This is a genomic window from Streptomyces sp. NPDC002004 (assembly GCF_053593975.1).
The window spans coordinates 1-24,704 of the sequence record NZ_JBSFDP010000033.1; the positions used below are offsets into that span (position 1 = coordinate 1).

Sequence of the window (24,704 nt, forward strand, 5' to 3'; positions counted from 1 at the left end):
GCCGGGACCATATAACCCGGCAACACCTCCGCCACCCGACCCCGCAACACCCCACCATCGACCACACACCCACCCACCGCCGTCACATAGGCGACGATCCGCTGGTCCCCGGCCCGGTCCTCACGGACGAGCACCACCGCGCGGGAGACGGCGGGGTCCTGCATCAGCGCGGACTCGATCTCCCCCAGTTCGATGCGGTGTCCGCGCACCTTCACCTGGTGGTCGGTGCGGCCGAGGAACTCCAGCTGCCCGTCCGCACGCCACCGCGCCAGATCCCCCGTCCGGTACATCCGGCCCCCCGGCACCCCGAACGGATCCGCCACAAAACGCTCCGACGTCAGCCCCGCACGCCCCAGATACCCACGCGCCAGACCAGGACCGGCGATGTAGAGCTCGCCGGGCTCGCCCACGTCGACCGGGCGCAGCCGCGCGTCCAGGACGTAGCCGCGCGCGTTGTCCATCAGACGGCCGAGCGGCAGGACGCCCTCGGGTGTCGGCTCGCCGGGCTCCAGGCGGAACTCGGCCGCGTTGACGGTCACTTCGGTCGGGCCGTACACGTTGAGGACCGTGGCCGCCGGGTGGCGCCGGCGCCACTCGTCGAGCACGGACCCGATGAGGGCCTCGCCGCCGAGCATCAGTTCCTCGGTGGGCGAGAAGCCCTCCGGGAGGACGTCGAGGAGCGGCAGATGGCTCGGGGTGGCCTTGAGGAAGGTGCAGTGCGGGGTCTCGCCGGGGGCGTCCTCCTCCAGCGCGCTCACCAGGACCCGGCCGCCGGACACCAGCGGTGCGAACAGCGAGGTGACGGTCATGTCGAAGGAGACCGACGAGTGCCACAGCGACGTGCCGCGCACGCTCGGGTAGGTGCGCTGCGACCAGGTGAGGTAGTCGGCGAGGGCCCGGTGTTCGATGACGACCGCCTTGGGCGTGCCGGTCGAACCGGAGGTGTAGATGACGTAGGCGGGGCACGCGGTGTGCAGCGGGGCGAGCCGGTCGGCGTCCCGCGGGTCGCTGACCGCGGCCCGTGCGATCCGCTCCTGCACGGTCGCGTCGTCCAGCAGCACGGTCCGGCCCGCGAAGTCCGCCGCGGGGTGGCCGGCGTCCGATGTGCTGATCAGGCAGGCCGGTTCGGCGTCGGACAGCATGAAGGCGACGCGTTCCGCGGGGTATTCGGTGTCCAGCGGAAGGTAGGCGGCGCCGGTCTTGGCCACCGCGAGGAGGGAGACCACCAGGTCGACGGAGCGCGGTACCAGGACCGCGACGATCCGCTCGGGTCCTGCGCCCTCCGCGATGAGCAGCCGCGCCAGCCGGTTGACGCGCTCGTTCAACTCCCGGTAGTCGAGGTGTTGTCCGTGCCAGGCGAGTGCCGGGGCGTCAGGGGTGCGCCGCACCTGGTTCTCGAAGAGCTCGGGCAGCGGGACAGCGGCAGCAGGCCGCTGCGTCCCCTGCCACCGCGCCTGCGCCTGGGCCTGGGCCGTCTGACCATTCATCGGGAACTCCTTGTGCTTCGGCAAGAGTGCGGCACACCACCGACGCGCAGGCTAGGAAGCCCTGATTTCAGTGCGCTATTGAAGCCGTTTCGCGGCCCGGCCCGGCCGGTGGCCACCGGGCCGCCGCGACGGGCTCACGTACGATCGTCGGGTGATGTCCGGTCGCAGGAGCCCTGCCCAGCACCTCTCCGGGGAGCGGCGCACCGTCGTGTCCCCGGCCGGTGAGGCGCTCCGGGAGCTGTTCTCCTGGGGTCCGCCGCGCACCCCCTACTTATCCGGTGAGAACTCCCGGATTCCGCGTCATCTGCCGGCCGTCGTCGCGGTGTTCGCGGGATGCTTCCTCGCCGTCAACGGAACGCAGGTGCTGGTCGGGCGGCTCCAGTTGCCCTGGGGCTGGGCCGCGGCCGTCGCCGTCCTGCAGGCGATACCCGTCCCGCTCGCCCTGATCCGTCCCCTGCCCGCCTGGTGGCTGTCGCTCCTCGCCGGGCTGGGCTGTGCGGCACTCACCGCGTCGGCGCAGGGCAGCCTGTCGCCCGGGGATCCCTGGCCCTGGACCGAGATGGGCCTGCTCGCCCATGTCGCCGTGACGCTGCTGGCCGCCGCGCAGACACCGGCTCCGCTGGCCGTGCCGCTGTGGGTGCTGACCGTGCTGACCGGCACCGTGCTCACGCTGACGGTGCAGCCGCCGTCCGTCGACACCAATCTTCCCGCCCTCGCCCTGCTCACCGGGGTCGGCCTGCTCGCGGTCCGGACCCTGCGCGGCCGCAGCGAGGACCGGCGGCTGCTGAAGCAGCAGGAGAACCTCACCGAGTTCGAGCGATCGCGACGCGCCCTGCTCGAGGAGCGCACCCGTATCGCCCGTGAGCTGCACGACGTCGTCGCCCACCACATGTCCGTCGTCGCGGTCCAGGCGGAGGCCGCCCCGTACAAGGTGAGTGCACCGCCGCAGGAGCTCACCGAGAGCTTTGCGAGCATCCGCGCCAATGCGCTCTCCGCCCTCACGGAACTGCGGCACATCCTGGGCATGCTGCGCTCCGACACCCTGGAGCCGCCGCCCGACGCGTCGGGCTCCCGCGGTTCGGAGAGCCGTTACGCCCCCCAGCCGACCCTGGACGACATCGGCGACCTGGTCGCGAACGTCCGCAGTGCGGGGCTGCACATGACGACGTCGGTCTCGGGTGAGCCGCGCCGGCTGGCGCAGCGCGTGGAGCTGTCCGCGTTCCGGATCGTCCAGGAGGCGCTGAGCAATGTGCTGCGTCACGCACCGGGTGCCGAGGTCGACATCGGTCTCGCCTACCGGCCCGGCAGCCTCGGCATCAGGGTCGTGAACAGTCCGGCCGCGGCGCCCGTCAGGCGGCAGTCCGGGGCGGGACACGGCCTGATCGGAATGCAGGAGCGGGCCGCCCTGCTCGGCGGCACCCTCACGCACGGGCTGCGGGACGACGGTTGGTACGAGGTGGCGGCGACGCTGCCCACCGGTGAGAGCGAGAGCGAGAACGCATGACCATCGAGGTGTTGATCGCCGACGACCAGACCCTGATCCGGGAGAGCTTCCGCATCGTGCTCAACGCACAGCCGGACATCCGGGTCGTCGGGGAGGCCGTCAACGGCGAGGAGGCCGTGCGGCGGGTCGCCGAGCTGAAGCCGGCCGTCGTCCTGATGGACGTCCGGATGCCGGTCCTCGACGGCCTCGCCGCGACCCGCCGGATCACGGCGGGCGACAGCGGCACCAAGGTGCTCGTGCTGACCACCTTCGATCTCGACGAGTACGTCTACGAGGCCCTTCAGTCCGGCGCCAGCGGGTTCCTGCTCAAGGACTCGTCGGCGCATCAGCTCGCCGACGCCGTACGGACGGTGGCCGGCGGCGGGGCCCTGCTCGCGCCGACGGTGACGATGCGCCTGATCGAGGAGTTCTCCCGGCTGGGGGCGCCCAGGCCGCCACGCAAGTCCAGGGTGTCGGACCTGACGGAGCGCGAGACCCAGGTGCTCTGCCTGATCGCGCAGGGCCTGTCGAACGCGGAGATAGCGGCCGAACTCGTGATCACCGAGCAGACGGTGAAGTCGCACGTCAGCAGGCTCCTGGTGAAGCTGGGGCTGCGCGACCGGACGCAGGCCGCGGTCTATGCGTACGAGAGCGGGCTCGTCGTCGCGGGCGACTGACCCGTCGCCCCCTGGCCCCGGGTCTCAGCTGTGGGTCCGGTACTTCCAGACCGACAGGGGGACGAACACGGCCATCAGGCCGGCGGTCCACAGCAGGGCACCCGTGACGGGCTGGGCGACGGGCCCGCCGATCATCAGATTGCGTGCGGCGTCCACGACCATGGTCATGGGATTGTGCTCGACGAAGGTCCGCAGCCAGCTCGGCATGGTGTCCGGCCGCACGAAGACGGAGCTGCCGAACTGCAGCGGCAGCATCGCGATCATGCTGACGCTCTGCACCGTCTCGATGCTCCGCGCGGCGAGGCCGATGAACGCGTTGAGCCAGCACAGCGCGATCCCGTAGAGGAGCAGGACCGCGAAGGCCGCCACCGTCGCCGCGATGCCCGTCCGGGTGCGGAAACCGATGGCGAGCGCGAAGGCGAAGATCACCAGCTGGCCGACGAGAAGCCGCACCGAATCGGCCGCGACGCGGCCGATGAGCGCGGCGGACCGGGCCACCGGCATGGACCGGTAGCGGTCCATCACGCCCGATGTGAAGTCGGTGTTGAGCGCGATGCCCGAAGTCCTGGAGACGATGGTGTGGTTCAGGGCCATGATGCCGGGCATCAGGTACTGCCGGTAGTCGGAGCTGTTGCCGACGATGGCGCCGCCGAAGGCGTAGATGAAGATCAGCGCCAGGACGATCGGCATCAGTGCGGTGTCGAGGACCTGGCCGGGGCTCGCCAGGGACTTGCGGAGATTGCGTCGGGAGAACGCCATCGTGTGGCGCGCCAACGTCGTCATGCGCTGCTCCTTGCGGCTCGTGCCGCCTCGGGCCCGGTCAGCTGGAGGAATACCTCGTCGAGGCTGGGCACATGGGTGTCGAGCGAGGTCAGCGGGATGTCCGCGTCTCCCAGGGTCTTCACGACGTCGATGAGCTGCTGCCCCTGTTCGGCCAGCGGCAGCTGGATCTCGCCGTGCTCCGTGTCCTCGGCCGCCACGGTGTGTCCGGCGCTGACGAGGGTCTTGCGGACGCGCTCCAGATCGCCCGGTTCCCGTGGCCGGATGCGCAGTGTCCGGCCGCCGATCCGTCCGCGCAGCTCGTCGGTGCTGCCGGAGGCGATCACCCGGCCCCTGTCGATCACCACGGCGGCGTCGGCCAGGGCCTCGGCCTCCTCCATGTACTGCGTGGTGAGCAGGACGGTGGTGCCCTGGTCGGCAAGCCTGCGCACCTCGGCCCACAGACCGTTGCGGCTGTGCGGGTCGAGGCCGGTGGTCGGCTCGTCGAGGACGAGGATCCTGGGATCGCCCGCAAGGCTGGCCGCCAGGTCGAGCCGCCGCCGCATACCGCCCGAGTAGCCGCCGACGGCCCGCCTCCCGGCCTCGGCGAGGCTGAAGCGTTCGAGCATCTCGTCGGCCCTGACCCGGGCGCGGCGGCGGGGAAGCCCGAAGAGGCGGGAGATGAGGTACAGGTTCTCCCAGCCGGAGATGTCCTCGTCGACCGAGGCGTACTGCCCGGTCAGGCCGATCAGGGGCCGGACCCGGTCCGCCTCGCGCACCACGTCGTGGCCGTGCACCAGGATGCGTCCGCGGTCCGGCCTGATCAGCGTGGACACCATCTTCACCAGCGTGGTCTTACCCGCGCCGTTGGGCCCGAGCAGCCCGAGGACGGTGCCGGCCGGCACCTCGAGGCTTACTCCGCGGATCGCCGCGGTGGCGCCGAAGCTCTTCTCCAGATCCTCGATCCGGATGGCTGCGGTCATGCGGACCAGGTCCTCTCATCGGATTGCGGTGGGGCGTCAGTCAAGGACATATCCGTCGCCCGGGCGGAAGCCGCGGGAACGGCGCAGGTCGGTGAGGACGAAGGTGCGCTGGAGCCAGCGGTCCTGGCCGTCGTAGCGGGGCCGGAACGCGGAGCGCCCGTGTGTGGTGACCCGGTTGTCGACGACGGCGAGGTCGCCCGCGCGGAGCACCGTGGTGTGCGCGATCCGCTCGAAGACGCCGCCGAGTTCGGCCAGGGCCTCGCGGGCGCGGGGCGTGAGGGGTTCGGTGGCCGAGAAGTCGACGCACAGGTCGGGGTCGTCGGCGGCGCCGTCGAGCACCGGGCGGGGCTGCGGACCGCCGGCGCCGCCGGGGCTGCCGAAGGACGGAGGCGGCGCCGTGCGGAACTCGGGCCGGCCGAGTGCGGCGCGGCTCTCCTCGCTCAGCAGGGGCAGCGCTTCGCGGATGCCCGCGGTGCGCAGGCCCGCGACGCCGTCGTGGTCGGGGCGCAGGCACAGCAGCATGACGAAGTCGGGCCGGTGCGGGTGGAAGGCGTTCTCGTTGTGGAAGGTCAGCAGCACCGATCCGGCGTTGCCCTGGAACTCCTCCCTGCCGCGGACCGGGACGACGTCCTGGACCAGGGCGCCCGTCTTCTCGGGCCGGTAGGCGGCCGGGTCGCCGAGCGCGCAGGCGATCATCGTGAGGAGGGCGGCGGGGACGGCCGCCTCCCGCTGCACCGCGTCGGCGGTGTCGGGGGTGGCGGGCAGCATCGGCTCGTCCACCGGGAGTCCGCGCAGCAGGAGTACGCCGCTGGGGCCCGAGTCGCGGCGGAAGTCGCGCAGCGGGTCGCGGACCGCGGCGGGCAGACCGGGCCACAGGGCGCGGGCCGCGTCGACCCAGGCCGGGTCGTCGATCCGGGCGCCGCCGGTGGCCATCAGACGGCGGGCCGTGTCGTCCGCCTGCGCGGTGTCCTCGGGCCGGAGGGTGACGGACCGCGTCTTCGAACCGGGGTCGAGGGCCGTGGTCATCGGGCCGCCGCCCCCTGCTCAGCGTCTGCGGCCCCGTCCATCGCGCGGACCAGGCTGAGCGGACGCATGTCGGTCCACTCACGGTTGATCAGGTCGAGGGTCTGCGCACGGCCCGCAGCGGGTGCGGCCGCCGTCCAGCCCTCCGGTATGTCCATGTCCGCGGGCCACAGCGAGTACTGGCCCTCGTCGTTGACCAGTGCCAGGTACTGTCCGTCGGCGTCTTCGAACGGGTTGCTCATCGCATTGCCTCTCGTGTGTCGTAAGCGGGCGGGGCGGCTTCGAGGACGTCGTGTCCGTAGACGCCCTCGACCCAGTTGGTCTGGTAGACGGTGTCGAGGTAGCGCTCGCCGAGGTCCGGGGAGATGGCCACGGCGGTCCGGTCGGGCCGCGCCGGCTGCCGGTCGAGCCACTGGGCGGCGCCGCTGACGACCGTTCCCGTGGACCCGCCGAACAGGAAGCCGCTGCCGGCGAGCCGGTGGCACATCCGGACGGTGTCGGGTTCCTCCACGAGCACCACGTCGTCGACGAAGGACTCGTCGAGGAGCTGCGGACGGACCCCGGAGCCCAGGCCCGGGATCATCCGCGGCTCGGGCGGGTGTCCGAAGGTGACGGACCCGACGCTGTCCACGGCGACGATGCGTACGCCCGGCCGGTGCTCCTTGTACCAGCGGGCGCAGCCCATCAGGGTGCCGGTGGTGCCGGCGCCCACGAAGAGCACGTCGAGCCCGGGGAAGCTCCGGTCGATCGCCGGTGCGGTGGTGCGGTGGTGGGCCCGCCAGTTGGCGTTGTTCACGTACTGGTTGAGCCACACATGGCGGCGGTCCTGTTCGCACAGCTCGCGTACGTGGGCGAGTCGCGCGGCGAGGAAGCCGCCCTCGGCGGCGGGCTCGGTGATGGTGTGCACGACGGCGCCCAGGGCCTCCATCAGGCGTTTGGCCGCCAGGTTGCACCGGGAGTCCGTCACACAGACGAAGCGGTAGCCCTTGCTGGCCGCGATGACGCTGAGCGCGACACCGAGGTTGCCCGACGAGGACTCGACGATCACGGAGCCGGGTGTGAGCACCCCGTCCCGTTCGGCCGCCTCCACCATCTCCAGGGCGGCCTTCTGCTTGATGGACCCGCTGAAGTTGAAGCCCTCGCACTTGAGGTGGAGCGGCATCCCCAGCGAGGGGCCCAGGTCGACGTACAGGTCGTTCACATTGAATTCGAGGGGAGTTGAAATCGTGGGCACGACGTCCGCCCTCCCTTCTCAGCCGTAGCGGCGCATGTCGTGGAAGAAGTCGTCGACGACCTGGAGGGCGCCGGAGGCCTGCACGGAGTCGTGGACGTGCCGGCCGAGTGCCAGGTCGAGCACGCCGAGGCCGAACGGCGAGAAGATCAGCGGCCGGTCGGCGGGCGGGGTGAGCTTCCCGGACAGGACGTCGTAGAGGGTGCCGTGGACGAAGTCCCGGTGTCCGACCTGCTGTTCGGCGAGGTGGAGCGAGGTGTTCGCCTTGAGGCAGTGGTCCACGTCGTCGACGATGTTGGTGGCGCCGAGCACGACCTCCGGTGCGAGGTCCCGCAGGGAGACGTGCAGGACGACGGGGTTGTGGTCGAACCAGCCGGGCTCGGTGACGTGCGGCGTTCCGGCGACGGTCGCGAAGACCACCAGGTCGGAAGTGCGGATGAGTTCCTCGGCGCTGTCGTGGACGGTGATCCGGCCCGCCCGGCCCGTCCCCTCCAGATGGCCGGCGAAGCCCGCGGCGTGTTCCGCCGACAGGTCGTGCACGCCGGTCTCGTCGAAGTCCCAGCCGGCTCCGGCGAGATAGGTGTGGATGTAGCGCGCGATGAGGCCGGCGCCGAAGAAGCCGATCCTCCTCGGGCGTCCGCGTCCGTCGGTCAGCCGGTCCGCGGCGAGCGCGGCCGATGCCGCCGTGCGGGCGGCGCTGATGATGGAGCTCTCCAGGCAGGCCAGCGGGTAGCCGGTGTCCGGGTCGTTGAGGATGAGGACGGCGGAGGCGCGCGGGATGCCCGCGTCCACGTTCTCCGGGAAGCTGGAGATCCACTTCAGGCCGTGGGTGGGCTTCTCGCCGCCGACGGAGGCCGGCAGGGCGATGATCCGCGACGAGGGCCGGTCCGGGAAGCGCAGGAAGTACGACGGCGGATTGACGGTCGCGCCCTCGCCGTGCAGGCGGTACGCGGCCTCGATCAGGTCGATGACGTCCTGGTGACGGCCCTCGAGGACCGCGTGGACCTGCGCTCCTGGGATGACGGAGAACGAGGGCGCCACAGGGGTGTGGGACATGGACAGCTCCAGCGAGGGGTGTGGGTTCGGGGTCGGCACGCGGATGCGGCTCAGGCGTCCGGGGTGCGGACGTGGTCGTCGAGACGCACCGGGTCGCCGAGGACGACGACGATGTCGCGCTCGCCCTCGTACGCCTCCCTGCTGTGCGCCATCCGCAGGTTGTCGACGACGAGCAGGTCGCCCGCCTGCCACGGCTCGCGCATCGTCTGTGCCGTGTACACGTCGTTGATGGTGGCCACGACCTCGGCGGGGACGGGCTCGCCCGAGCCGTAGTACGTGGTGAACGGCAGTGCGCCGGGCCCGTACAGCGAGATCAGGTACTCGCGGATCGCCGGGTCGAGGGTCAGCTCGTTGAGGAAGGCGATCTGGTTGAACCAGAGCCGCTCGCCGGTGGCCGGGTGGCGTACGACCGCGGAGCGGTGCTGCCGGGTGCGCAGGGTGCCGTCCGGCTGCCAGGTGTGCTCGATGGCGTGCTCGCGGCAGTAGGCGTCGACCCGTTGCCGGTCCTCGGTGCCGAACGCCTCGGGCCAGCTCATGCCCACTTCGCCGTAGCTGCGGGCGAGCACCCAGCCCTCGCGTTCGAAGCGGTCGACCAGTTCGGCGGGGAGTTCCTGGAGCACCCGGGCGGCGTCCGCGACGGCGGTGGCGCCGCCCTGCCCGGGCGCGGTCAGGCAGCCGAAGAGGGCGATGCCGGGCACCTGTGCGGCGTAGCTCAGCTCGTGGTGCATGCACATGGGTTCGTCGGCCGGCCACTGCGAGGAGCCGTGGACGCCGTCGCCGAGGTCGCTCCGGCCGGTGAAGCCCTCGCGCTCGGTCGTCGGACGCACGCCGAGGGCGCGTGCCGCGTCGGCCAGGTCGGCGGGTGCGCGCAGGCCGAGGCCGCGGACCAGGAGCGCTCCGTGCCGGGCGACGAGGGTGCGCACCGCGTCGGCCGGCAGGCCCGTGGACCGTTCGGGCAGTTCGAGGACCGGGGTACGGCCCGGGGCGAGGACGACCTCGGCCCCGTCGGGCAGTGCCTGTCCTGCTGCGGTGTCGGTGGTGGCCGTCAACTGACCGCCCTCCTGGAATCGGCGGAATCGGCGGGTACGGCGGAATCGGTGGATTCTGCGGGTCGTTCGGGGACGGCCTCGGCGGCCTTGCGGTCGAGCAGGGCGGCGCAGTCGGCGAGGACCGGATGGCTCTTGAGTTCGGCCGGTGTGAGCAGCCGGTCCAGGGCGATCGCCAGGCGCAGCAGGGACAGCGAGGTGCCACCGCTGTCGAAGAACCGGGACGAGCGGCTGATCCGCTCCACCGGGACCTTGAACTCCTCGGCCCACAGGGCGGCCAGCCTGCGCTCGGTGTCGGTGCGCGGGGCGGCGCCTGCCGCGTCGGCGGCACCGTCCGCTTCGGCGAGACGGGTCAGGGCCTTGCGGTCGGTCTTGCCGTTGCCGGTCAGCGGCAGCGACTCGACGATGTACAGGTCGCCGGGCATCAGATAGGCGGGCAGCTTCTCGGCGAGTGCCTGCCTGAGGGCCTCGGGGGTGTCCGGGTATCCCGTGCAGAAGGCGGCGAGCCGCCGCCCGTCCCCCTCGCCGGTCACGACGACGGCACTGTCCCGTACGCCCGGGATCCCGAGGAGGCGGTTCTCCACCTCGCCGATCTCGATGCGGAAGCCCCGGATCTTCACCTGTGCGTCGCGGCGCCCCAGGAACTCCAGGTTGCCGTCGGGCAGCCAGCGGCCGAAGTCGCCCGACCGGTACAGGCGCCGTCCGGGGTCGTACGGGTCGGACACGAAGGCGGCGCCGGTCCGTTCCGGGTCGTTGACGTAGCCGCGGCCCACGCAGACACCGGAGAAGGCGATCTCGCCGGGCGAGCCGAGCGGGACCAGGCGCAGGCGCTCGTCGACGACATGGATGCGCACATTGGCCACGGCGCGGCCCAGCGGCACCGACGGCTGGTCCGGTACGCCCCGCAGAACGGCGTGGTTGGTGTCGTCGGAGGTCTCGGTCAGCCCGTAGGCGTTCACCAGGGCGACCTGCGGGAAGACGCCGAACCAGCGCTCCACCAGCTCCTTCTTGAGCGCTTCGCCGGTCACGGACACATGGCGCAGCCGCGGCAGGGCGCGGGGGTTGCGCTCCAGCTCGGTGAGGAGGACTTCGAGGTAGGAGGGCACCGCCTGGAACACCTCGACGCCGGCGGCCTCCAGCAGGTCGACGAAGCGCGCCGAGTCCAGGATGTCCTGCTGCCCCACGACGAGTGTGCGGCCGCCGACGGCGAGCGCGGCGAGCAGCTGCCACAGGGAGATGTCGAAGCACTGGGGCGCCGTCTGCGCGACGACACGGCCCTCGCCGATGTCCAGGTCCTCGATCTTGGCGAGGAGATGGTTGAGGAATCCGGCATGCTCGCACATCGCGCCCTTGGGGGCGCCCGTGGAGCCGGAGGTGAAGTAGATGTAGGCCGGCTGGTCGGCGGCGACGGCGACACCGGGGTCGGTGACCGGGTCGTCCCCGGCGAGCAGGGTGGCGATGTCGTCGGTGCGCAGGCCGTCGAGGCTGCGCAGCGCCTCGTCGAGGTGCGGTGAGGCGCCGTCGTCGGTCAGGACGTGGCGGCAGTCGCTGCGCCGCAGCATGTCGGCGATGCGGTCGGCCGGGAAGTGCGGTTCCACCGGGAGGTACACACCGCCCGCCTTGAGGACGCCGAGCACGGCGGCCGGCCAGTGCAGGTTCCGCTCGGTCACGACCGCGACGACGCCCTCGTCCCGCAGGCCTGTTCGGCGCAGCGCGTGGGCGACACGGTTGGCGTGCTCGTCGAGTTCGCGGTACGTCCAGGACTCCCCGTCGTGGACCGCCGCGACGGCGTCGGGGCGCTTGCGGGCCTGCTCCTCGACGAGCTGGTGGACGCGCAGGGCGGGGAGGTCGCGGTGGGGGCCCGCCATGGCGGCGAGCTGCTCCGCGGCCTCGTCGGGCGAGAGCGGGCTCCACTCGTGGTGGGCGCTGTCGGGGCCCGTCGCCAGGGTGTGCAGGGCGGCGAGCACATAGCCCGCGACACGGGACGCGTGGGCGGTGTCGTGGACGTCGGGGCGGTGGGCGAGACCGAGCTCCCAGACGTCCGTCCCGCGGTCGAGACCGACCGCGAGGACGGTGGAGGCGTCCAGGTCCTGCGGTTGCGGTGCGCGGCCGTCGACCCACACCGCGTCGAAGAGGGGGCCGGTGTCGGCGCCTTCGGCGCGCAGGGCGTCCAGGGCGTGCGGACCGTGGCTCCGCGCCGCGGCCGTCGTACGGGCGGTCTCGGCGACGAGACCGGACCAGGTGCCGTCGGCGACGGTCACGGCCAGGGGCAGCCGGTCGGGCAGGCACCCGGCCACCACGGTCGGGTCGCCGGTGAGCACGGTGAGCACCTTGACGTACGCGGCCAGCAGCAGCGTGTCGGGGGAGAGTTCCCGTCGCCCGGCCTCGCGCTCCAGCGCCTCGGCCGTCTCCTGCGGGAGGGGCGCGCGCAGGACGGCGGGGGTGCCCGTCCCGCGCGACCACCGGGGCACCGGGGTGTACCGGCTGCCGGACAGCACTCCGCGCCAGAACTCACGGTCTTCAGCCGTCACGCCTCTGCCTCCCTGGGCCCAAGGATTCGAATGCTGAACTTCGATCACTGCATTTCCACAAAGCGATGAGGACGGTAGGCGGGTCACTTATTGGCCAGGTATCGCACCGGAAAGAGGCGGCGATACTTCGAATTCATTGCCGTGCCGGCACTTCGACGGGGGTCCGCACGTCCGGCTCCGGCTCCTCGTCCCGGCGCACGGGCACCCCGAGTCGCCTCATCAGCGGCCCGGTCATGGCCGTCGTGACCAGCGCCATCAGGACGAGCATCGTCAGTCCCGTGGTGCTGATGAGATGCCGCTCCCAGCCGATGCCCGCGATCACCAGCTCGGTGACCCCACGGCAGTTCATCAGCGTCCCGAAGCGCATCGACTCGGAGGCGCTGAGTCCGGTCAGCCTGGCGGCGCCGCCCGCCCCGACGAGCTTGGCCACCGTCGCGCCGACGATCACGCCGGCGAACAGGAGCCAGTGCCAGGGGTTGAGGCCCAGTGTCCGCACGGAGACGTTGAGGCCCACACCGGCGAAGAACAGCGGCAGCAGGATGGTCAGGGTGAAGCCCTGCAACTGCTGGGCGATCCGTTCGGTCACCGCCGAGCCGCGCGGAACGGCGGTGCCGAACAGGAAGGCCCCGATCACCGGGTGCAGTCCGAGGACCTGGGTGATCACCGCGTAGGCGAGGGCGCCGACCAGCAGCATCGGCAGCAGCCGCTCCGTGCCCGCCCGCCGCGACGCAGGCCGCACGGCCGCCGCGAGGAGCGGACGGACGACGAAGGCGGTGACCGCGACGAGCGCCACGGTGAGCCCGAAGGTGGCGGCGATGCTGCCCGCGCCGCCCGTGCCGGTCACCGCGAGGATCACGGTGAGGGCGAGCCAGGCGACACCGTCCCCCATCGCCGCCGCGGCCAGGGCGACCTGTCCGAGGGGCGTCCGGTCCATGCGCATGTCGGTGAGCATCCGCGCCAGGACCGGCAGCGCGGTGATCGACATGGCGAGCCCGAAGTAGCAGAGGTAGGCGGCGTACTGCGGTACGGAGCCCTTGAGCAGCCCCGGGGCGGCGGCCGCGATGCCGAGCCCGGTCAGGAACGGAAGGCCCATGCCGCCGACGACGATGCCCCCGAGGGCGGAACGGCGCTCACGCAGACTGTCGACCCGTAGTTCGCAGCCGAGCAGGAACATGAAGACGATCAGTCCCAGCTGGGCCGCCATACCGAGCGTCGAGGTGACATCGGGGGCGAACAGCCACTTCTGGCCGGAGGGCCAGAGCCAGCCGAGCACGGAAGGCCCGAGCAGCAGCCCGCCGAGGATCTCACCGACGACCAGCGGCTGTCCGAGCCGGCCGAGCAAGGCGCCCAGCAGATGGCTGAGCAGGATGACGGCTGCCACGGCCAGAAGGAAGCGGGCCATCACATCGACGGTGACCAGCTCGTGGAGAGTGCTCAGCACGACGGCTCCTGCGGGTGGGAAAGCTGCGACCAGGACGAGAAGCGGCGCTCCCCGTAGAGAAGGGGGATCCCCGGGTCCTGCACGACCCCGGTGACCTCGCCGAACACCGCGGTGTGGTCGCCGACTTCGATGAGATGGACCACCCGGCACTCGGCCACTGCGAACGCCGCCGACGTCAGCCAGGGCAGTCCGGCGCCGGGCGAGGGCCGCCACTCGGTCTGCCCGAAGCGGTCCGCGACGGGACGTGCGAAGGCCTCGGCCGTCTGCCGCCCCTGTTCGTGCAGGAGGTTCACCGCGAACGCGCCGTGCTCACGCAGCGCCAGGAGGCTCTCGCCCCGCGACGTGAGGCAGACGGAGAGGGTCGGCGGGGCGGTGGTGACGCTGGAGAGCGAAGTGCACGTCAGTCCGCGCGGACGGCCGTCCGCCCCGTACGTCGTGACGATCGCCACTCCGGTGGGAAAGGCGCTCATCAGCGAGCGGAAGCAGCCGGGGTCCACCCCTGCGTCCGCTGCGGGCGGGACGGATCGGGTAGTGGGCAGGCCTGCCATGCGACGTCATCCTCCACATCCATCGGTCGGAAACCGGCCTCCGCCCCCGGTGGGGGGGCGGACGCCGGCGGCAGTGGAACCTGGTTCACCCGTTACTTGTTGATGGACGCGAGGTACTCGTAGCAGCTGGGCAGGCCCTTCACGAGCTGCTGGGCATCGGCCTGGAGCGCCGCGAACTCCGCGCGGGCACCGCTGGGGTCGATATGGGCGAGCGCCGGGCGTGCCGCGGCCGGCTCATGACCGAGTCCGAGCAGCATCGTGATCCACGAGTACTCCTCGAAGCCGTGGTACCAGGGGTAGATGGTGCGCTCGTCGAGCAGGTGCGAGGCGGCGGTCTCGAGCCGCTCGGCCAGGCCGTCGGGGAGGGCCCGCGTCTTGGTCGCCTGCCAGTACGGGGTGTCGTTGCGCTGCGCCGCGCGGTAGTGCAGGACGAGGAATTCCTTGACGCCGTCGAGCACCCGGGCGACTCGCTGGTTGTAGTCGTCCGCAAGGGCGGGGTCCCAGCGCTCGTCGGGGAAGTTCTTCACGAGCTGCTCGATACCGTGCTGGATGAAGAAGATCCCGGTGGATTCCAGCGGCTCGACGAAGGCGCTGGACAGTCCGATGGCGACACAGTTGTTGACCCAGGAACGCTGGTTGCGGCCGATGCGCATCCGGATGTGGTTGGCCTCGAGGTCGTCCTGGCCGGGGGCGGCGAATTCCCGCAGAGTGCGCTCGGCCTCCTCCGGGGTGCAGAACTCGTCGGAATACACGTAACCGTTGCCGTGGCGGCCGAACAGCGGAATGGTCCAGATCCAGCCCGCGTCCATGGCGGTCGCCGTGGTGTAGGGGTTCATTCCCTTTTCGGCCTGGTCCGGCTGCGGCACGCGCAGGGCGACGGCCCGGTTGTTCGGCAGCACGTCCTCGAACGACTCGAAGGGCTCGTCCAGGGTCTTGTTGATGAGCAGGCCGCGGAATCCGGTGCAGTCGATGAAGAGGTCACCGGAGATGTCGCCGCGCTCACGAGTGGTGACGTGGGTGATCCAGCCGCGCTCGTCGCGGGCCACGTCGACCACGTCGTCGACCACGTGGTGGACCCCGCGGTCCGTTCCGTACTTGGTCAGGAACTGCGCGAGGAGGCCCGCGTCGAAGTGGTAGGCGTAGGGGAACTGGGCGCGCTGCTCCTCCAGGGTGGAGCGGCCGAGCGAGTCGTCGAGGCCACTGGCGAAGAGGGAGCCGTCGAGCATCCGCGGCGAGCGCTGGGCCTCGCACAGGGCCGTGGTGACGTAGCAGGACCGGTCGAAGGGCTCACTGCGGTCGCCCATCTGGAGCCACCAGTCGGCGAGGGTGAAGCCGTCGGAGGTCCGCAGCCGCTCGAAGGGGTGGTAGAAGTGGTGCCCCTTTCCGCGCCAGTTCTCGAAGCGGATGCCGAGCTTGTACCCGCCGGCGCAGTGCGGCATCCATTCGCGCTCGTCCAGGCCGAGATAGTCGAAGAAATGCCGGACGGTGCTGAAGGTCGCTTCTCCGACACCGATGGTCGAGACCTTGTCCGATTCGATCAGGGTGACATCCACCCGATCGCCGAAAGCCGCCTTCAGATAGGTGGCGCTCATCCACCCGGCGGTGCCGCCGCCTACAATGACAACTCGATTGATCACGCCGTGTCTCCCGTGTCGATGAATGACACCCCACCGTGCCGGCCGGGTCGATCCACGGGAGAGACTAGGAAGGCGAGTTTTTGTCTCGTTATTGAGCGAGCACTGGGAGGCTTTTCGCCCCGTACATTCCCCGGGCGTGATAGGCGGGCCGCGCTTCGGGGTCGACGGTGACCTCGGAGAACCGGTCCATCAGGGCATTGAGCGCAATATCCGCTTCCATCCTGGCGAGCGGCGCACCGACGCAGAAATGTCCGCCATGACCGAAGGCGATGTGCCGGTTCGGAGTGCGCCGAATGTCGAAGGCGCCGGCGTCCGGGAATTGCGTCTCGTCATGATTGGCGGAGATCACCCAGGGCGTCACCATGCTGTCGGCCGGGATCAGCCGGCCGCCGACCTCGACGTCGGTGACCGTCACCCGGCTGACGGTCGTGAAGGGCGAGCGCAGGCGCAGGACTTCCTCGACGGCGGAGGGGACGAGGGTGCGGTCGGCGCGGAGTTCGGCCCAGGCCCGCGGGTGCGCGTCGAGCAGCTGCACGGCGTTGCCGATCAGCAGGGTCGCGGTGAGGTGACCGGTCAGGAAGAGGATCCCGGAGAACTTGACGACTTCGTCGTCGGTGAGCCGCTCGCCGTCCACCTCGGCGACCGCCAGCCTGCTGATCAGGTCATCCCGGGGGGCGACGCGGCGCCGCCGCACGTGGTCGAGGAGGTAGTCGTCCATCTCCCGGGTCGCCTCCTGGAAGGCGGCGACGAAACGGTCCGGGGGGATCGACTGCTCGCCGAGGTCGATGAACCCGTCGGCCCATCCGCGGAAGAGCTTGCGGTCCTCGGCGGGAATGCCGAGGAGTTCGCTGATCACGATCACCGGCAGCGGATACGTGAGCGCGTCGACCAGGTCGAACCGCTCGTCCACGATCTCGTCGATGAGCCCACGGGTCACGGATTCGATGCGCGGCCGCAGCTCGGACACCGTCCGGTGGGTGAACGCCTGGCTCACCAGCCGGCGCAGCTTTCCGTGCTCCGGCGGGTCCATCGAGTTGATGTTCCCCACCGTCAGCGGCTTCAGATGCCGCATGACGCGGCTGGCGTCGTTGGAGAAGGTCTTCGGGTCGGACACGACCCGCTGCACGTCGGCGTAGCGGAAGACGTGGTAGGGCCCGTCGCCCTCCTGCCACACCGGATGCTCCTCCCGCATGGTGCGCAGCCAGTGGAAGAGTGCGTCGCTGCCGTCCGCGTTCGGGACGGCGATCTGGAACTGGTCGGACATCGGAACCTCGGTGCTCGTCGCTGGGCGCGCGGACCGCCGCGGAGTCGACGCGCGGGTGTCGCCTCGAAAGTCGCCGTCGCAGCGGCTACGGCTACGGGCTACGGCAGGTCGAAGAAGATCATCGGGTTGTGGCGGCTGGTGCGCACCGGGGTGTCCAGCCCCAGTTCCTTCTTCACCTGGCCGAGCTGCTCGGTGACTTCCGGCGCCTTGGCGGTGGACGGGGTGAAGTAAGTGATGCCCTGCTGCTCGAGCCACTTGATGATGACGGACCCCTCGCTCAGCGGCTTGGGCCGCCGCCCGTGGAAGACGTCGTGCACGCTGGTGGGCGTCCGCGCGGGGACGGCCGGGAACAGGTTGTCTATGTACCAGTGGGCGAAGCGCGCGCCGTGGTCGGCGTCGATGAAGAGGTAGCCGGTGTCGTCGGGCACCTTGGCCAGGTTCTCCCGGACGTCGCCCTGGGTGAAGGTCCAGCGGCCGCGGGAGAGTTCGCCGTCGACGTTCTTCACGACGTTGTCGACGATGTCGAAGGAGTGGAGGTGGCCGGTGCCGTTGTCGCGCAGGGCGCTCAGGATCCAGCGGGTGGACCACCCGTAGAAGGTGCCGATCTCGACGACTGTCTCGGGCCGCAGCTCCCGGAGCAGCAGATACGTGATCTCCGCCTCGAAGTCGTCGAGTTGCGGCTTCATCGCCTTTCCGCGCTCGGCGAGGTAGCTGCGCTGGGCGTCACGCACCTTGCCCAGGTCGCTCTCGAACTTCACGTAGAGGCGGCTGATGTAGTCGACGTCGAGCACGGCCATGGCTACTCCAATGCGGGGTGGGGGGACGGTGATTCGGCGGATGGTAGGGCGGCGCGATATCACGCCTCTATCGCCCGGTGGAGGTCCTGCCCGGGGTCCCACGGCCGCGCAAGGCCGTCAGGAACAGCAGCAGGACGGCGGCGAAGACCGGAATCCATGCGAGCCGTGCGACGACCCAGGAGGCGCTGTCGGGGCTCGTGTGGAGACCGGTGAGGAACTTCCCGAGGCCGAGCGGGACGAGCGTGGTCGCCATCATCGCCGTCTGGTGCCAGAGGAAGACCGTGATGGCGGACATGTTCAGCAGCGCCACCGCGGCCCAGAGGAACTGGGCGGGCCCGGCACGGCGGGCTCCGGGCCGTCGGCTCCGTGACGCCTCCGTGCCGGGCTGTCCCGTGAGGCGCCGCAGGGGTCCGGTGAGCAGCAGGGCCCCGCCGCACTGGGCCAGCCCGAAGGCGACGGCCGCGGCCGACGGCGGGTCGAGGTTGGAGAGGGTGGCATCGGGCACCCCGACCATGCTCGCGGGGTAGCCGCACCACAGGACGAGCACGGCCATGGCGCAGGCCCCGCCGACCAGCAGGGCCGCCGCCTGCCGACGGCGCGCGAAGTGTCCGCAGGCCCAGGCCGCGCCGAGGGCGTAGGGGACCAGCCAGCCCGCGGGGACGTTCAGCAGCCGGAGCGTACCCGCCGCGCCGTCGTCCCCGAACACGGCGCGCGCCCCGTCGAGGCAGGCCACGACCAGGCCCGCTGCGACGGCGGTGCGCAGCCCGTGCCGGTACACCAGTGGTGTGACGGCGGTCAGGGCCGCGTACACCGCGAGGAACCACAGCGGGGAGAGGGCCAGCCACATGAGGGTGTGGATGGTCTCGTGCGCGACGCCGCCGGCGACCAGCCCGGCCCAGACCAGACCCCAGGTGGCGGCGAGCGCACCGACGGGGCGCAGCAGCCGGGCCATGCGCCGCCCGAGCCAGGCCCGGTAGCCGGTTCCGGCGGCGCGGGCCGCGGCGTGGCTGCGGGCGGCGACGCGGCCGCCGACGAAGAAGAACACGGCGAGCGGCTGCAGCACCCAGGACACGGGCGCGAGGCCGGGCATGTGGTGCAGCGGGCTGTCGCCGACGAGGTGTCCGCCGGCCTGGAGGACGATGCCGCTGACCAGCCAGTGTCCGAGCACCACGCCGGTGATGGCCAGGACGCGGAGGGTGTCGACCGCGCGGTCACGGCCGGCCGGGGTCGCCGCGTCGATACGGAGCACGGCCTCGTGGACCCGCTGTGAGAGGGTCCGCCGACCGGGGCGGGGCAGCCGGGGGTTTACTGCCCGTCCCCGGTCGGGGACGTCGGTGGGGCGGTCGGCCCGGGGAGCGGGAGGGATCTGCAGGTCAGTCACGGGTGACCTCCGATCCGCGACCGAGCGCGATACGGGCGATGTTCTTCAGGGCGAGGCCTCCGGGCCGCAGATAGTCGCTGTGCCCCAGGAGCCCTGCCGGGAAGTGCCTGGCGCCGAAGGACGGGGACACGGGATCGGCACCGAAGCCGATGCGTTCGCCCATCACGTCGACGCTGACGTTCGGGACCCGGGTGATCCAGTCCGTCGCTCCCCGGCCCGCCCACAGGGGTATCCGGGTGTGCAGCTCGGCCCGGGAGTTCACGCCCAGTCCGGGGCTGCCGAACACCACCGCGTCCGAGGGGGCGTACGCGGCGTCGGCGTCCATGCCGCGCAGGGCCTTTCCGCACACCACGGAGCCGTAGGAGTGGCAGAGCATCGCGACCGGAGCCCCGGGGTCGACCCGGTGCAGGGTGGCGAGGAGGCTCCTCAGGCGGCGGCCGCCATCATCGGCGCGGCCGGCGACGGCGATGTCGCGGCTCATGGTGCGCGGCGCGTGGTAGCCGTACCAGGCGACGACGGCGATGTGCTTCTTCGGGGCCAGCCGCCGCTCCTCGGCGTACAGCGCCCGCGCCCCGCCGTTCAACGAGGCATAGGTGGTGCCGAGTTGGTCGAAGGTGTCGACGGTGGTGTCGGAGCCCGGCACGATCACGGATATCCGGTCGGCCCGGGCGAGGTTCCCGAGCACCTCCACGGCCTGTCCGTCGCCGACGGGGCTGAAGGAGAGGAACTGCCGCCCGGGCCGTGCCAACCTGCCCAGCGCACGGGCCCGTCCGGTGTCGTGCAGGCGCCGCGCGGCGCGCTCGGACTCGAGGATGAAGCGCCGGTTCGCCGCGTAACGCCCGTCCAGGTCCGCGGCCCGGACCGCGGGCAGGTGCGGGGCGCGGGGGGTGCCCGGGGTGAGGGACTGCGCGGCCGCCGTGACCGACGCCACGATGGAGCCCGCGACCGCGGCCATCAGCAGCCCGCGCCTGAGCCGAGCAGCCCGCATGGCGGCTCCTTTCCTCGTGTTCTCCGTTGGGGATGTCGTGCCGAAGATCTGCAGATCAGACTAGGGACGGCCGCCCGCCGTCCGGATCACGCTCAGGAGTGCACTTCGCCTCTAGCTCTCAAGTAGGGGGTGCTACGCCTGAGGTCGTAACCCCGGTCCGCCTCGCTGAGGATTCTCCCCGTCACGGTCCGGACCGCCTTGCGATCCGCCGTCGGCGCCTGTCAGCCTCGGCATGCCCGCTGCCGAACGCGGCCCGGAACAGTACGTCCAGAGGAGGTGGTCCTTCGTGAGCGGCACTCATGGTCTCTACGCACTGCTGGTCCTGGTGACGCTGCCTCCGATGGTGCCCAACTCGGCGCTGCTGGCCGCGGCCGGTGCCCTCGCCGCCGCCGGCAGGCTGAGCGTGCCGGTCCTCGTCGTCACCCTGCTCGTCAGCACCGTCCTCGGCGACATGGCGGTCTTCTGGCTGGGCCGCCGCTCCCGCGACCGCGCGATCGGCTGGCTCTCGCGCGACGGTCTGCGGCGGCGCACCCTGGAGCGGACCGTCGGCAGCCTCCGGCGGCACGGCATCGCCTCCCTGATCGCCGTGCGGTTCGTCCCTGCGGGCCGGGGCGTCGGGGGACTCACCGCGGGCGTCGTCGACCTCCCGCTGCGCCACTACCTGCTTGCAGCGGTGATCGCCGAGTCGCTCTTCGTCTCCTGCACCACCGGACTCGGTTATCTGGGCGGCTCGTTCACATCGGACGGTCTGGCGCCGCTGCTCATCGGGCCCGCGGTCTCACTGCTCGCGGCCGTCGTGGCCACGGCGGCGCAGTGGGTGCGCCGCCGCAGCCACCGGCCGTCGCCCGCCGTTGTCCGGGCGTCCGGACTCGGCGGCGCGGTGCGGCCGTCCGAACTCAGCAGCGCAGTCCGGTCGTCCGACTGAACGTCATCCGGGCGAGCTCATCGGCCGCCTCCCTCTCCCCGGAAACGGAGCCGAACTGGTGGTACATGCTCACCGCCACCCGCAGGTACTGGGCGGCCTGCGTGGGCCGGTCCAGCCGCTCGAAGCATCTGCCGAGCGCCAGATTCGTCCGTGCGAGCAGCGAGAGGTCGACGCCTCGCTGCGCCAGCTGAAGCGCATCGAGCAGATCGCCCTCGGCATCGGCCGGGTGGCCGGCGGCGAGGCGGCTCTCCCCCAGTCCCAGGAGGGCGTACGCCTCGCCCCGGGTGTCGCCCTTGCGGCGCACCATCCGCAGCACGCGGCCGTACGCGTCCTCGGCCTCGGCGTACTGCTGCCGCGCCACATAGGCACCGGCCAGCCGGTGATAGGCCTGGGCGCCGCCGCGGGTCTCCCCGAGGCGGCCGGCGATGCGCACGGCCTCCAGCGAGAGCCGCACCGCGGTGTCCGGGTCCTGCCACTCCAGTTCGATCTGGGCCATCTGGTTGAGCGCGTGGGCCTCCGCGGACAGGTCACCGACGGAACGGAAGGTGGCCCGCGCCTCCTTGAGGAGGTCCATCGCGGACCGCAGATCGCCCTGGACCCGTTCGACGATCGCCATGTTCCGCAGGGTCAGCGCCCGCCCGTGCGTGTCCTGCACCCGGTCGAAGAGGCGCAGGGCCGAGCGGAAGAGCGGAACGGCCAGGTCGAAGCGCTGCTGGAACATCTCGACCGAGGCGAGCTCGAAGCACATGGCGGCCTCGCCGCGCCGGTTGCCCGCCTTCTGCGTCGCCTCGAGCGCCCGCTCGCTGACGTACCGCCAGTCGTCGTGGTGGCTGCGCGTCTCGAAGAGCACGACGCTGCACATCACCAACTCCCAGGCCAGCTCATCCTGTCCGAGGTCGCAGGCCTGGGCGACGACGGCGACGAGCGATGCGCGCTCCGCCTCGTACCAGTCGAGCGGTGTGTGCAGAAGGCCGTCGACGACGGCGTCGGGGAGGAGGTCCCGCTCGCGCGGTGTGGTGCCGTGGACGATGGCGAAGTCCCCGCCGTACTCGCGTCGATGGCCCTCGTCGGCCAGGGTCAGGAATCCGCGGAAGGCTCTCGTGAGGGCGGCGTCACGCTCGTTCCGGGGGATGTCCGACTCGGCGCGGTCACGGGCGTAGAGCCGCAGCAGGTCGTGGAACCGGTACCGGAGGGTGCCGGTGGCGTCGGTGCCGGACACGGTCAGGAAGTGGGCGTCGACGAGCTGTTCCATGACGTCCTCCGCCTCGCCCGGCGGGATGCCGAGGAGCGCACCGCCGACCCAGGCGGCGAAGTCGGGAACGTCGAGCAGGCCGAGCAGGCGGTACATCCGGGCCGCCTCGTGCGAGAGGGCCCGGTAGGTGAGGGCGAAGCTGGCGCGGACCTCGAGACCACCGAGGCTGAGTTCGTCGAGGCGGCGGTGCTCGTCGGAGAGCCGGTGCACCAGGTGTTCCACGGACCAGTGCGGCTTGGAGGCGAGACGCCCCGCCGCGATGCGCAGCGCAAGCGGGAGCCCGCCGCACAGACGGACCAGCTCGTGCATGGCTGCGCCGTCGCCCCGGTCCGGAAAGCCTCCGTCGCGACGGGGTAACGGCGAGGTCCGCGCGATCTGCCGGACCAGTTCCTGGGCCTGCGCCCCCGGCATCAGCCCGAGCCGGATCTGCACGACGTCGTGGTCCGCGGCCAGGTGCTTTCTGCCGATGACGACGACCCGGCTGCGCCCGCTGCCCGGCAGCAGCGGCCTCACCTGCTCCATCGTGCAAACGTTGTCAAGGATGATCAGGGCGCGGCGATCGGCGAGCACGCTGCGGTACAACGAGATCCGCTCGCCCGCGTCCGCCGGAATCCGCTCGGCGGGCAGTCCGAGCGCGCGCAGAAAGCGCCCGGCCATGGCGTGCGTGCAGACACGTCCCTGCTCGGCGTCGTTCGCGAAGGAGTCGGCGTACAGCTGGCCGTCGGGGAATTCCTCGGCCACCTGGTGCGCCCAGTGCATGACCAGGCCGGTCTTCCCGACCCCGGCGACCCCGGTGACCAGTGCGACCTGGGGGCCACGGTCCGTGACGAGGGAGTCCAGCAGGGTGCGTTCCTCGCCGCGGCCGACGAAACCCGCGGGCTCCGGCGGGAGTTCCGCCGGTACGAGACGGGTCGCGGCCTGCGCGTCGGCCACGTCGACGGAGAGCGTCAGATCGGGGTCGTCCCGCAGGATCGCGCTGTGCAGCTCGAGGATGGCCGGGCTGGGTTCGAGCCCCAGCTCGCCGACGAAGTGCCTGCGCCAGGACCGGAATCCCTCGGCGGCCTCGGCCCGTCGTCCCGCCCGGTACTGGGCGAGCATCAGATGGTGCCTCAGCTGCTCGTGGAACGGGTACTCCTGTGTCACCGCCGCCAGCTCGGAGATCAGCGCCTGGTGGCGTCCGAGCCTCAGCTCCACCTCGGACCAGGCCTCGTAGGCCGCGAGCCGCATCTCGTCGAGGCGGGTCGCCTCGTCCTCGATACGCCGTCCGGTCACCCCGGCGAAGGCGCTGCTCTGCCACTGGTCGAGTGCCTTCCGGTACAGCGCGCTCGCCTCGTTCGGCTCGCCCCGGGACGTGCTCGCCGCGGCCTGGGCGACCAGCGCCGAGAACCGCATCGCGTCGGTTTCGCTGCGCGCGGTCTTCAGGGAGTACCCGGGGTGGACGGTCGCGATGACGTCGCCCCCGGCCCCGGCCTGCTTGAACGCCTTGCGCAGGGCGCCCACACAGATCGCTATCTGGGTGCGTGCCGTGGCCGGCGGGCGGTCGCCCCACACCGCGTCGACCAGGCTGTCCACGGAGACGACACGTCCCCAGGCGAGCACCAGCATGGAGAGGATGGTCCGCTGCCGGGGGCCGCTCACGGCGACGGGCGTGTTCCCGGCCATGACGTTCAGCGACCCGAGAATTGAGTACGTTACCTCTATCTCTTCCTGTCCTGCGTTCTCGGCATTCACGCCATTGACCCCCGATTTTTCTTGCCCCGTTGTACCGCCCGAGCCGGAGTCATCCGGCTCGCAACCGACTGCCAATATAGGCGCAGCGGAGACGTGCGTTCCACCCGCCCCGCACCAGTTAACGCGCCGCTGACGAGCGGTGAATTTATTTCCTATTTACAGAACCCACGGACTTCGCCGCCGGAAGGTTTCAGCCAGATGCAGAATGTGACGCACAACACTTCATGCATGCGCACGGAACGAGTCCGTTCACAGAAAGTCCACAAAACGGGATGATGCCGCGGCACGGACCCGCCACTGTCGGGGTGAACCGTCCGCCGAGCGGATGGCCGAGCCGGCGCCGGGTCCGGCGGATGCGTCGCCGGGCGAGCGGTCCTCAGATCCAGTCCTGGTTAGACGGCGGCATTCCTGCACGCCAGGCTCTCGACGAGACGCTCCGTCCACCGCCGGAGGTGCGGACCGAC

Annotated in this window: 20 protein-coding genes; 3 read left to right on the forward strand and 17 right to left on the reverse strand. The window is 71.3% G+C overall.

The annotated features are described in order from the left end of the window. On the reverse strand, window positions 1-1,487 hold a 1,487-nt coding region (locus ACWCP6_RS30705), incomplete at its 3' end, for an amino acid adenylation domain-containing protein (protein WP_450935858.1). A gap of 154 nt (window positions 1,488-1,641) precedes the next feature. Here ACWCP6_RS30705 and ACWCP6_RS30710 point away from each other — a divergent pair. Both ACWCP6_RS30710 and ACWCP6_RS30715 read left to right on the forward strand, forming a co-directional pair. Then, window positions 1,642-2,991, forward strand: coding sequence for a sensor histidine kinase (locus ACWCP6_RS30710; RefSeq protein WP_450935859.1), 1,350 nt, complete (start codon window positions 1,642-1,644; stop codon window positions 2,989-2,991). Beyond that, entirely contained in the window at window positions 2,988-3,647 is a 660-nt protein-coding gene (locus tag ACWCP6_RS30715) for a response regulator (protein WP_450935860.1), read from the forward strand. The genes ACWCP6_RS30710 and ACWCP6_RS30715 overlap by 4 nt, the downstream gene beginning before the upstream one ends. 24 nt (window positions 3,648-3,671) lie before the next feature. Here ACWCP6_RS30715 and ACWCP6_RS30720 read toward each other — a convergent pair whose 3' ends face one another. From ACWCP6_RS30720 to ACWCP6_RS30790, 15 genes are all read right to left on the reverse strand, one after another. Next, window positions 3,672-4,430 (reverse strand): ABC transporter permease, encoded by a 759-nt coding sequence (locus tag ACWCP6_RS30720; protein WP_450935861.1) that lies wholly within the window; start codon window positions 4,428-4,430, stop codon window positions 3,672-3,674. Continuing rightward, window positions 4,427-5,389, reverse strand: a complete 963-nt coding sequence (locus ACWCP6_RS30725; RefSeq protein WP_450935862.1) for an ATP-binding cassette domain-containing protein — start codon at window positions 5,387-5,389, stop codon at window positions 4,427-4,429. The genes ACWCP6_RS30720 and ACWCP6_RS30725 overlap by 4 nt, the downstream gene beginning before the upstream one ends. Before the next feature lie 36 nt (window positions 5,390-5,425). After that, complete coding sequence (locus ACWCP6_RS30730) at window positions 5,426-6,415, reverse strand: TauD/TfdA family dioxygenase (RefSeq protein WP_450935863.1); 990 nt, start codon at window positions 6,413-6,415, stop codon at window positions 5,426-5,428. After that, on the reverse strand, window positions 6,412-6,654 hold the full coding sequence (locus ACWCP6_RS30735; RefSeq protein ID WP_450935864.1) for an MbtH family protein: 243 nt from the start codon (window positions 6,652-6,654) through the stop codon (window positions 6,412-6,414). Before ACWCP6_RS30735 ends, ACWCP6_RS30730 begins: the two co-directional genes overlap by 4 nt. Then, window positions 6,651-7,646 carry a 2,3-diaminopropionate biosynthesis protein SbnA gene (gene sbnA / locus ACWCP6_RS30740; RefSeq protein WP_450935865.1) on the reverse strand — a complete coding sequence of 332 codons (996 nt, stop codon included), beginning with the start codon at window positions 7,644-7,646 and terminating at the stop codon, window positions 6,651-6,653. Before sbnA ends, ACWCP6_RS30735 begins: the two co-directional genes overlap by 4 nt. An 18-nt stretch (window positions 7,647-7,664) precedes the next feature. Then, window positions 7,665-8,699, reverse strand: coding sequence for a 2,3-diaminopropionate biosynthesis protein SbnB (gene sbnB / locus ACWCP6_RS30745; protein ID WP_450935866.1), 1,035 nt, complete (start codon window positions 8,697-8,699; stop codon window positions 7,665-7,667). A 50-nt stretch (window positions 8,700-8,749) separates the two neighbouring features. After that, the gene (locus ACWCP6_RS30750; protein ID WP_450935867.1) at window positions 8,750-9,748 is read right to left on the reverse strand and encodes a TauD/TfdA family dioxygenase; all 999 of its coding nucleotides are present in this window, start codon (window positions 9,746-9,748) and stop codon (window positions 8,750-8,752) included. Beyond that, window positions 9,745-12,276 carry a non-ribosomal peptide synthetase gene (locus ACWCP6_RS30755; protein ID WP_450935868.1) on the reverse strand — a complete coding sequence of 844 codons (2,532 nt, stop codon included), beginning with the start codon at window positions 12,274-12,276 and terminating at the stop codon, window positions 9,745-9,747. Before ACWCP6_RS30755 ends, ACWCP6_RS30750 begins: the two co-directional genes overlap by 4 nt. A 133-nt stretch (window positions 12,277-12,409) precedes the next feature. Further along, window positions 12,410-13,717 carry a cation:proton antiporter gene (locus ACWCP6_RS30760; protein WP_450935869.1) on the reverse strand — a complete coding sequence of 436 codons (1,308 nt, stop codon included), beginning with the start codon at window positions 13,715-13,717 and terminating at the stop codon, window positions 12,410-12,412. Next, entirely contained in the window at window positions 13,711-14,265 is a 555-nt protein-coding gene (locus ACWCP6_RS30765) for a flavin reductase family protein (protein ID WP_450935870.1), read from the reverse strand. The genes ACWCP6_RS30760 and ACWCP6_RS30765 overlap by 7 nt, the downstream gene beginning before the upstream one ends. Before the next feature lie 92 nt (window positions 14,266-14,357). Beyond that, complete coding sequence (locus tag ACWCP6_RS30770; RefSeq protein WP_450935871.1) at window positions 14,358-15,902, reverse strand: tryptophan halogenase family protein; 1,545 nt, start codon at window positions 15,900-15,902, stop codon at window positions 14,358-14,360. 88 nt (window positions 15,903-15,990) lie between these two features. Continuing rightward, the gene (locus tag ACWCP6_RS30775; protein WP_450935872.1) at window positions 15,991-17,166 is read right to left on the reverse strand and encodes a cytochrome P450; all 1,176 of its coding nucleotides are present in this window, start codon (window positions 17,164-17,166) and stop codon (window positions 15,991-15,993) included. 98 nt (window positions 17,167-17,264) lie between these two features. Continuing rightward, window positions 17,265-17,963 carry a class I SAM-dependent methyltransferase gene (locus tag ACWCP6_RS30780; RefSeq protein WP_450935873.1) on the reverse strand — a complete coding sequence of 233 codons (699 nt, stop codon included), beginning with the start codon at window positions 17,961-17,963 and terminating at the stop codon, window positions 17,265-17,267. A gap of 67 nt (window positions 17,964-18,030) precedes the next feature. Continuing rightward, entirely contained in the window at window positions 18,031-19,212 is a 1,182-nt protein-coding gene (locus ACWCP6_RS30785; RefSeq protein WP_450935874.1) for an acyltransferase family protein, read from the reverse strand. Window positions 19,213-19,336: 124 nt separating this feature from the next. Next, entirely contained in the window at window positions 19,337-20,332 is a 996-nt protein-coding gene (locus ACWCP6_RS30790) for an alpha/beta hydrolase (protein WP_450935875.1), read from the reverse strand. A 286-nt stretch (window positions 20,333-20,618) separates the two neighbouring features. Here ACWCP6_RS30790 and ACWCP6_RS30795 point away from each other — a divergent pair, with 286 nt between their 5' ends. Beyond that, on the forward strand, window positions 20,619-21,257 hold the full coding sequence (locus ACWCP6_RS30795) for a DedA family protein (protein ID WP_450935876.1): 639 nt from the start codon (window positions 20,619-20,621) through the stop codon (window positions 21,255-21,257). Here the strand turns inward: ACWCP6_RS30795 and ACWCP6_RS30800 are convergent. Next, window positions 21,229-24,240, reverse strand: a complete 3,012-nt coding sequence (locus ACWCP6_RS30800; RefSeq protein WP_450935877.1) for a BTAD domain-containing putative transcriptional regulator — start codon at window positions 24,238-24,240, stop codon at window positions 21,229-21,231. The genes ACWCP6_RS30795 and ACWCP6_RS30800 overlap by 29 nt on opposite strands. Window positions 24,241-24,704: the final 464 nt, after the last annotated feature.

Bases quoted from the DNA above. Each gene is read 5' to 3' on its own strand.
- ACWCP6_RS30710 (WP_450935859.1), top strand. From the start codon at position 1,642: ATGTCCGGTCGCAGGAGCCCTGCCCAGCACCTCTCCGGGGAGCGGCGC.
- ACWCP6_RS30715 (WP_450935860.1), top strand. From the start codon at position 2,988: ATGACCATCGAGGTGTTGATCGCCGACGACCAGACCCTGATCCGGGAG.
- ACWCP6_RS30720 (WP_450935861.1), bottom strand. From the start codon at position 4,430: ATGACGACGTTGGCGCGCCACACGATGGCGTTCTCCCGACGCAATCTC.
- ACWCP6_RS30725 (WP_450935862.1), bottom strand. From the start codon at position 5,389: ATGACCGCAGCCATCCGGATCGAGGATCTGGAGAAGAGCTTCGGCGCC.
- ACWCP6_RS30730 (WP_450935863.1), bottom strand. From the start codon at position 6,415: ATGACCACGGCCCTCGACCCCGGTTCGAAGACGCGGTCCGTCACCCTC.
- ACWCP6_RS30735 (WP_450935864.1), bottom strand. From the start codon at position 6,654: ATGAGCAACCCGTTCGAAGACGCCGACGGACAGTACCTGGCACTGGTC.
- sbnB (WP_450935866.1), bottom strand. From the start codon at position 8,699: ATGTCCCACACCCCTGTGGCGCCCTCGTTCTCCGTCATCCCAGGAGCG.
- ACWCP6_RS30765 (WP_450935870.1), bottom strand. From the start codon at position 14,265: ATGGCAGGCCTGCCCACTACCCGATCCGTCCCGCCCGCAGCGGACGCA.
- ACWCP6_RS30775 (WP_450935872.1), bottom strand. From the start codon at position 17,166: ATGTCCGACCAGTTCCAGATCGCCGTCCCGAACGCGGACGGCAGCGAC.
- ACWCP6_RS30780 (WP_450935873.1), bottom strand. From the start codon at position 17,963: ATGGCCGTGCTCGACGTCGACTACATCAGCCGCCTCTACGTGAAGTTC.
- ACWCP6_RS30790 (WP_450935875.1), bottom strand. From the start codon at position 20,332: ATGCGGGCTGCTCGGCTCAGGCGCGGGCTGCTGATGGCCGCGGTCGCG.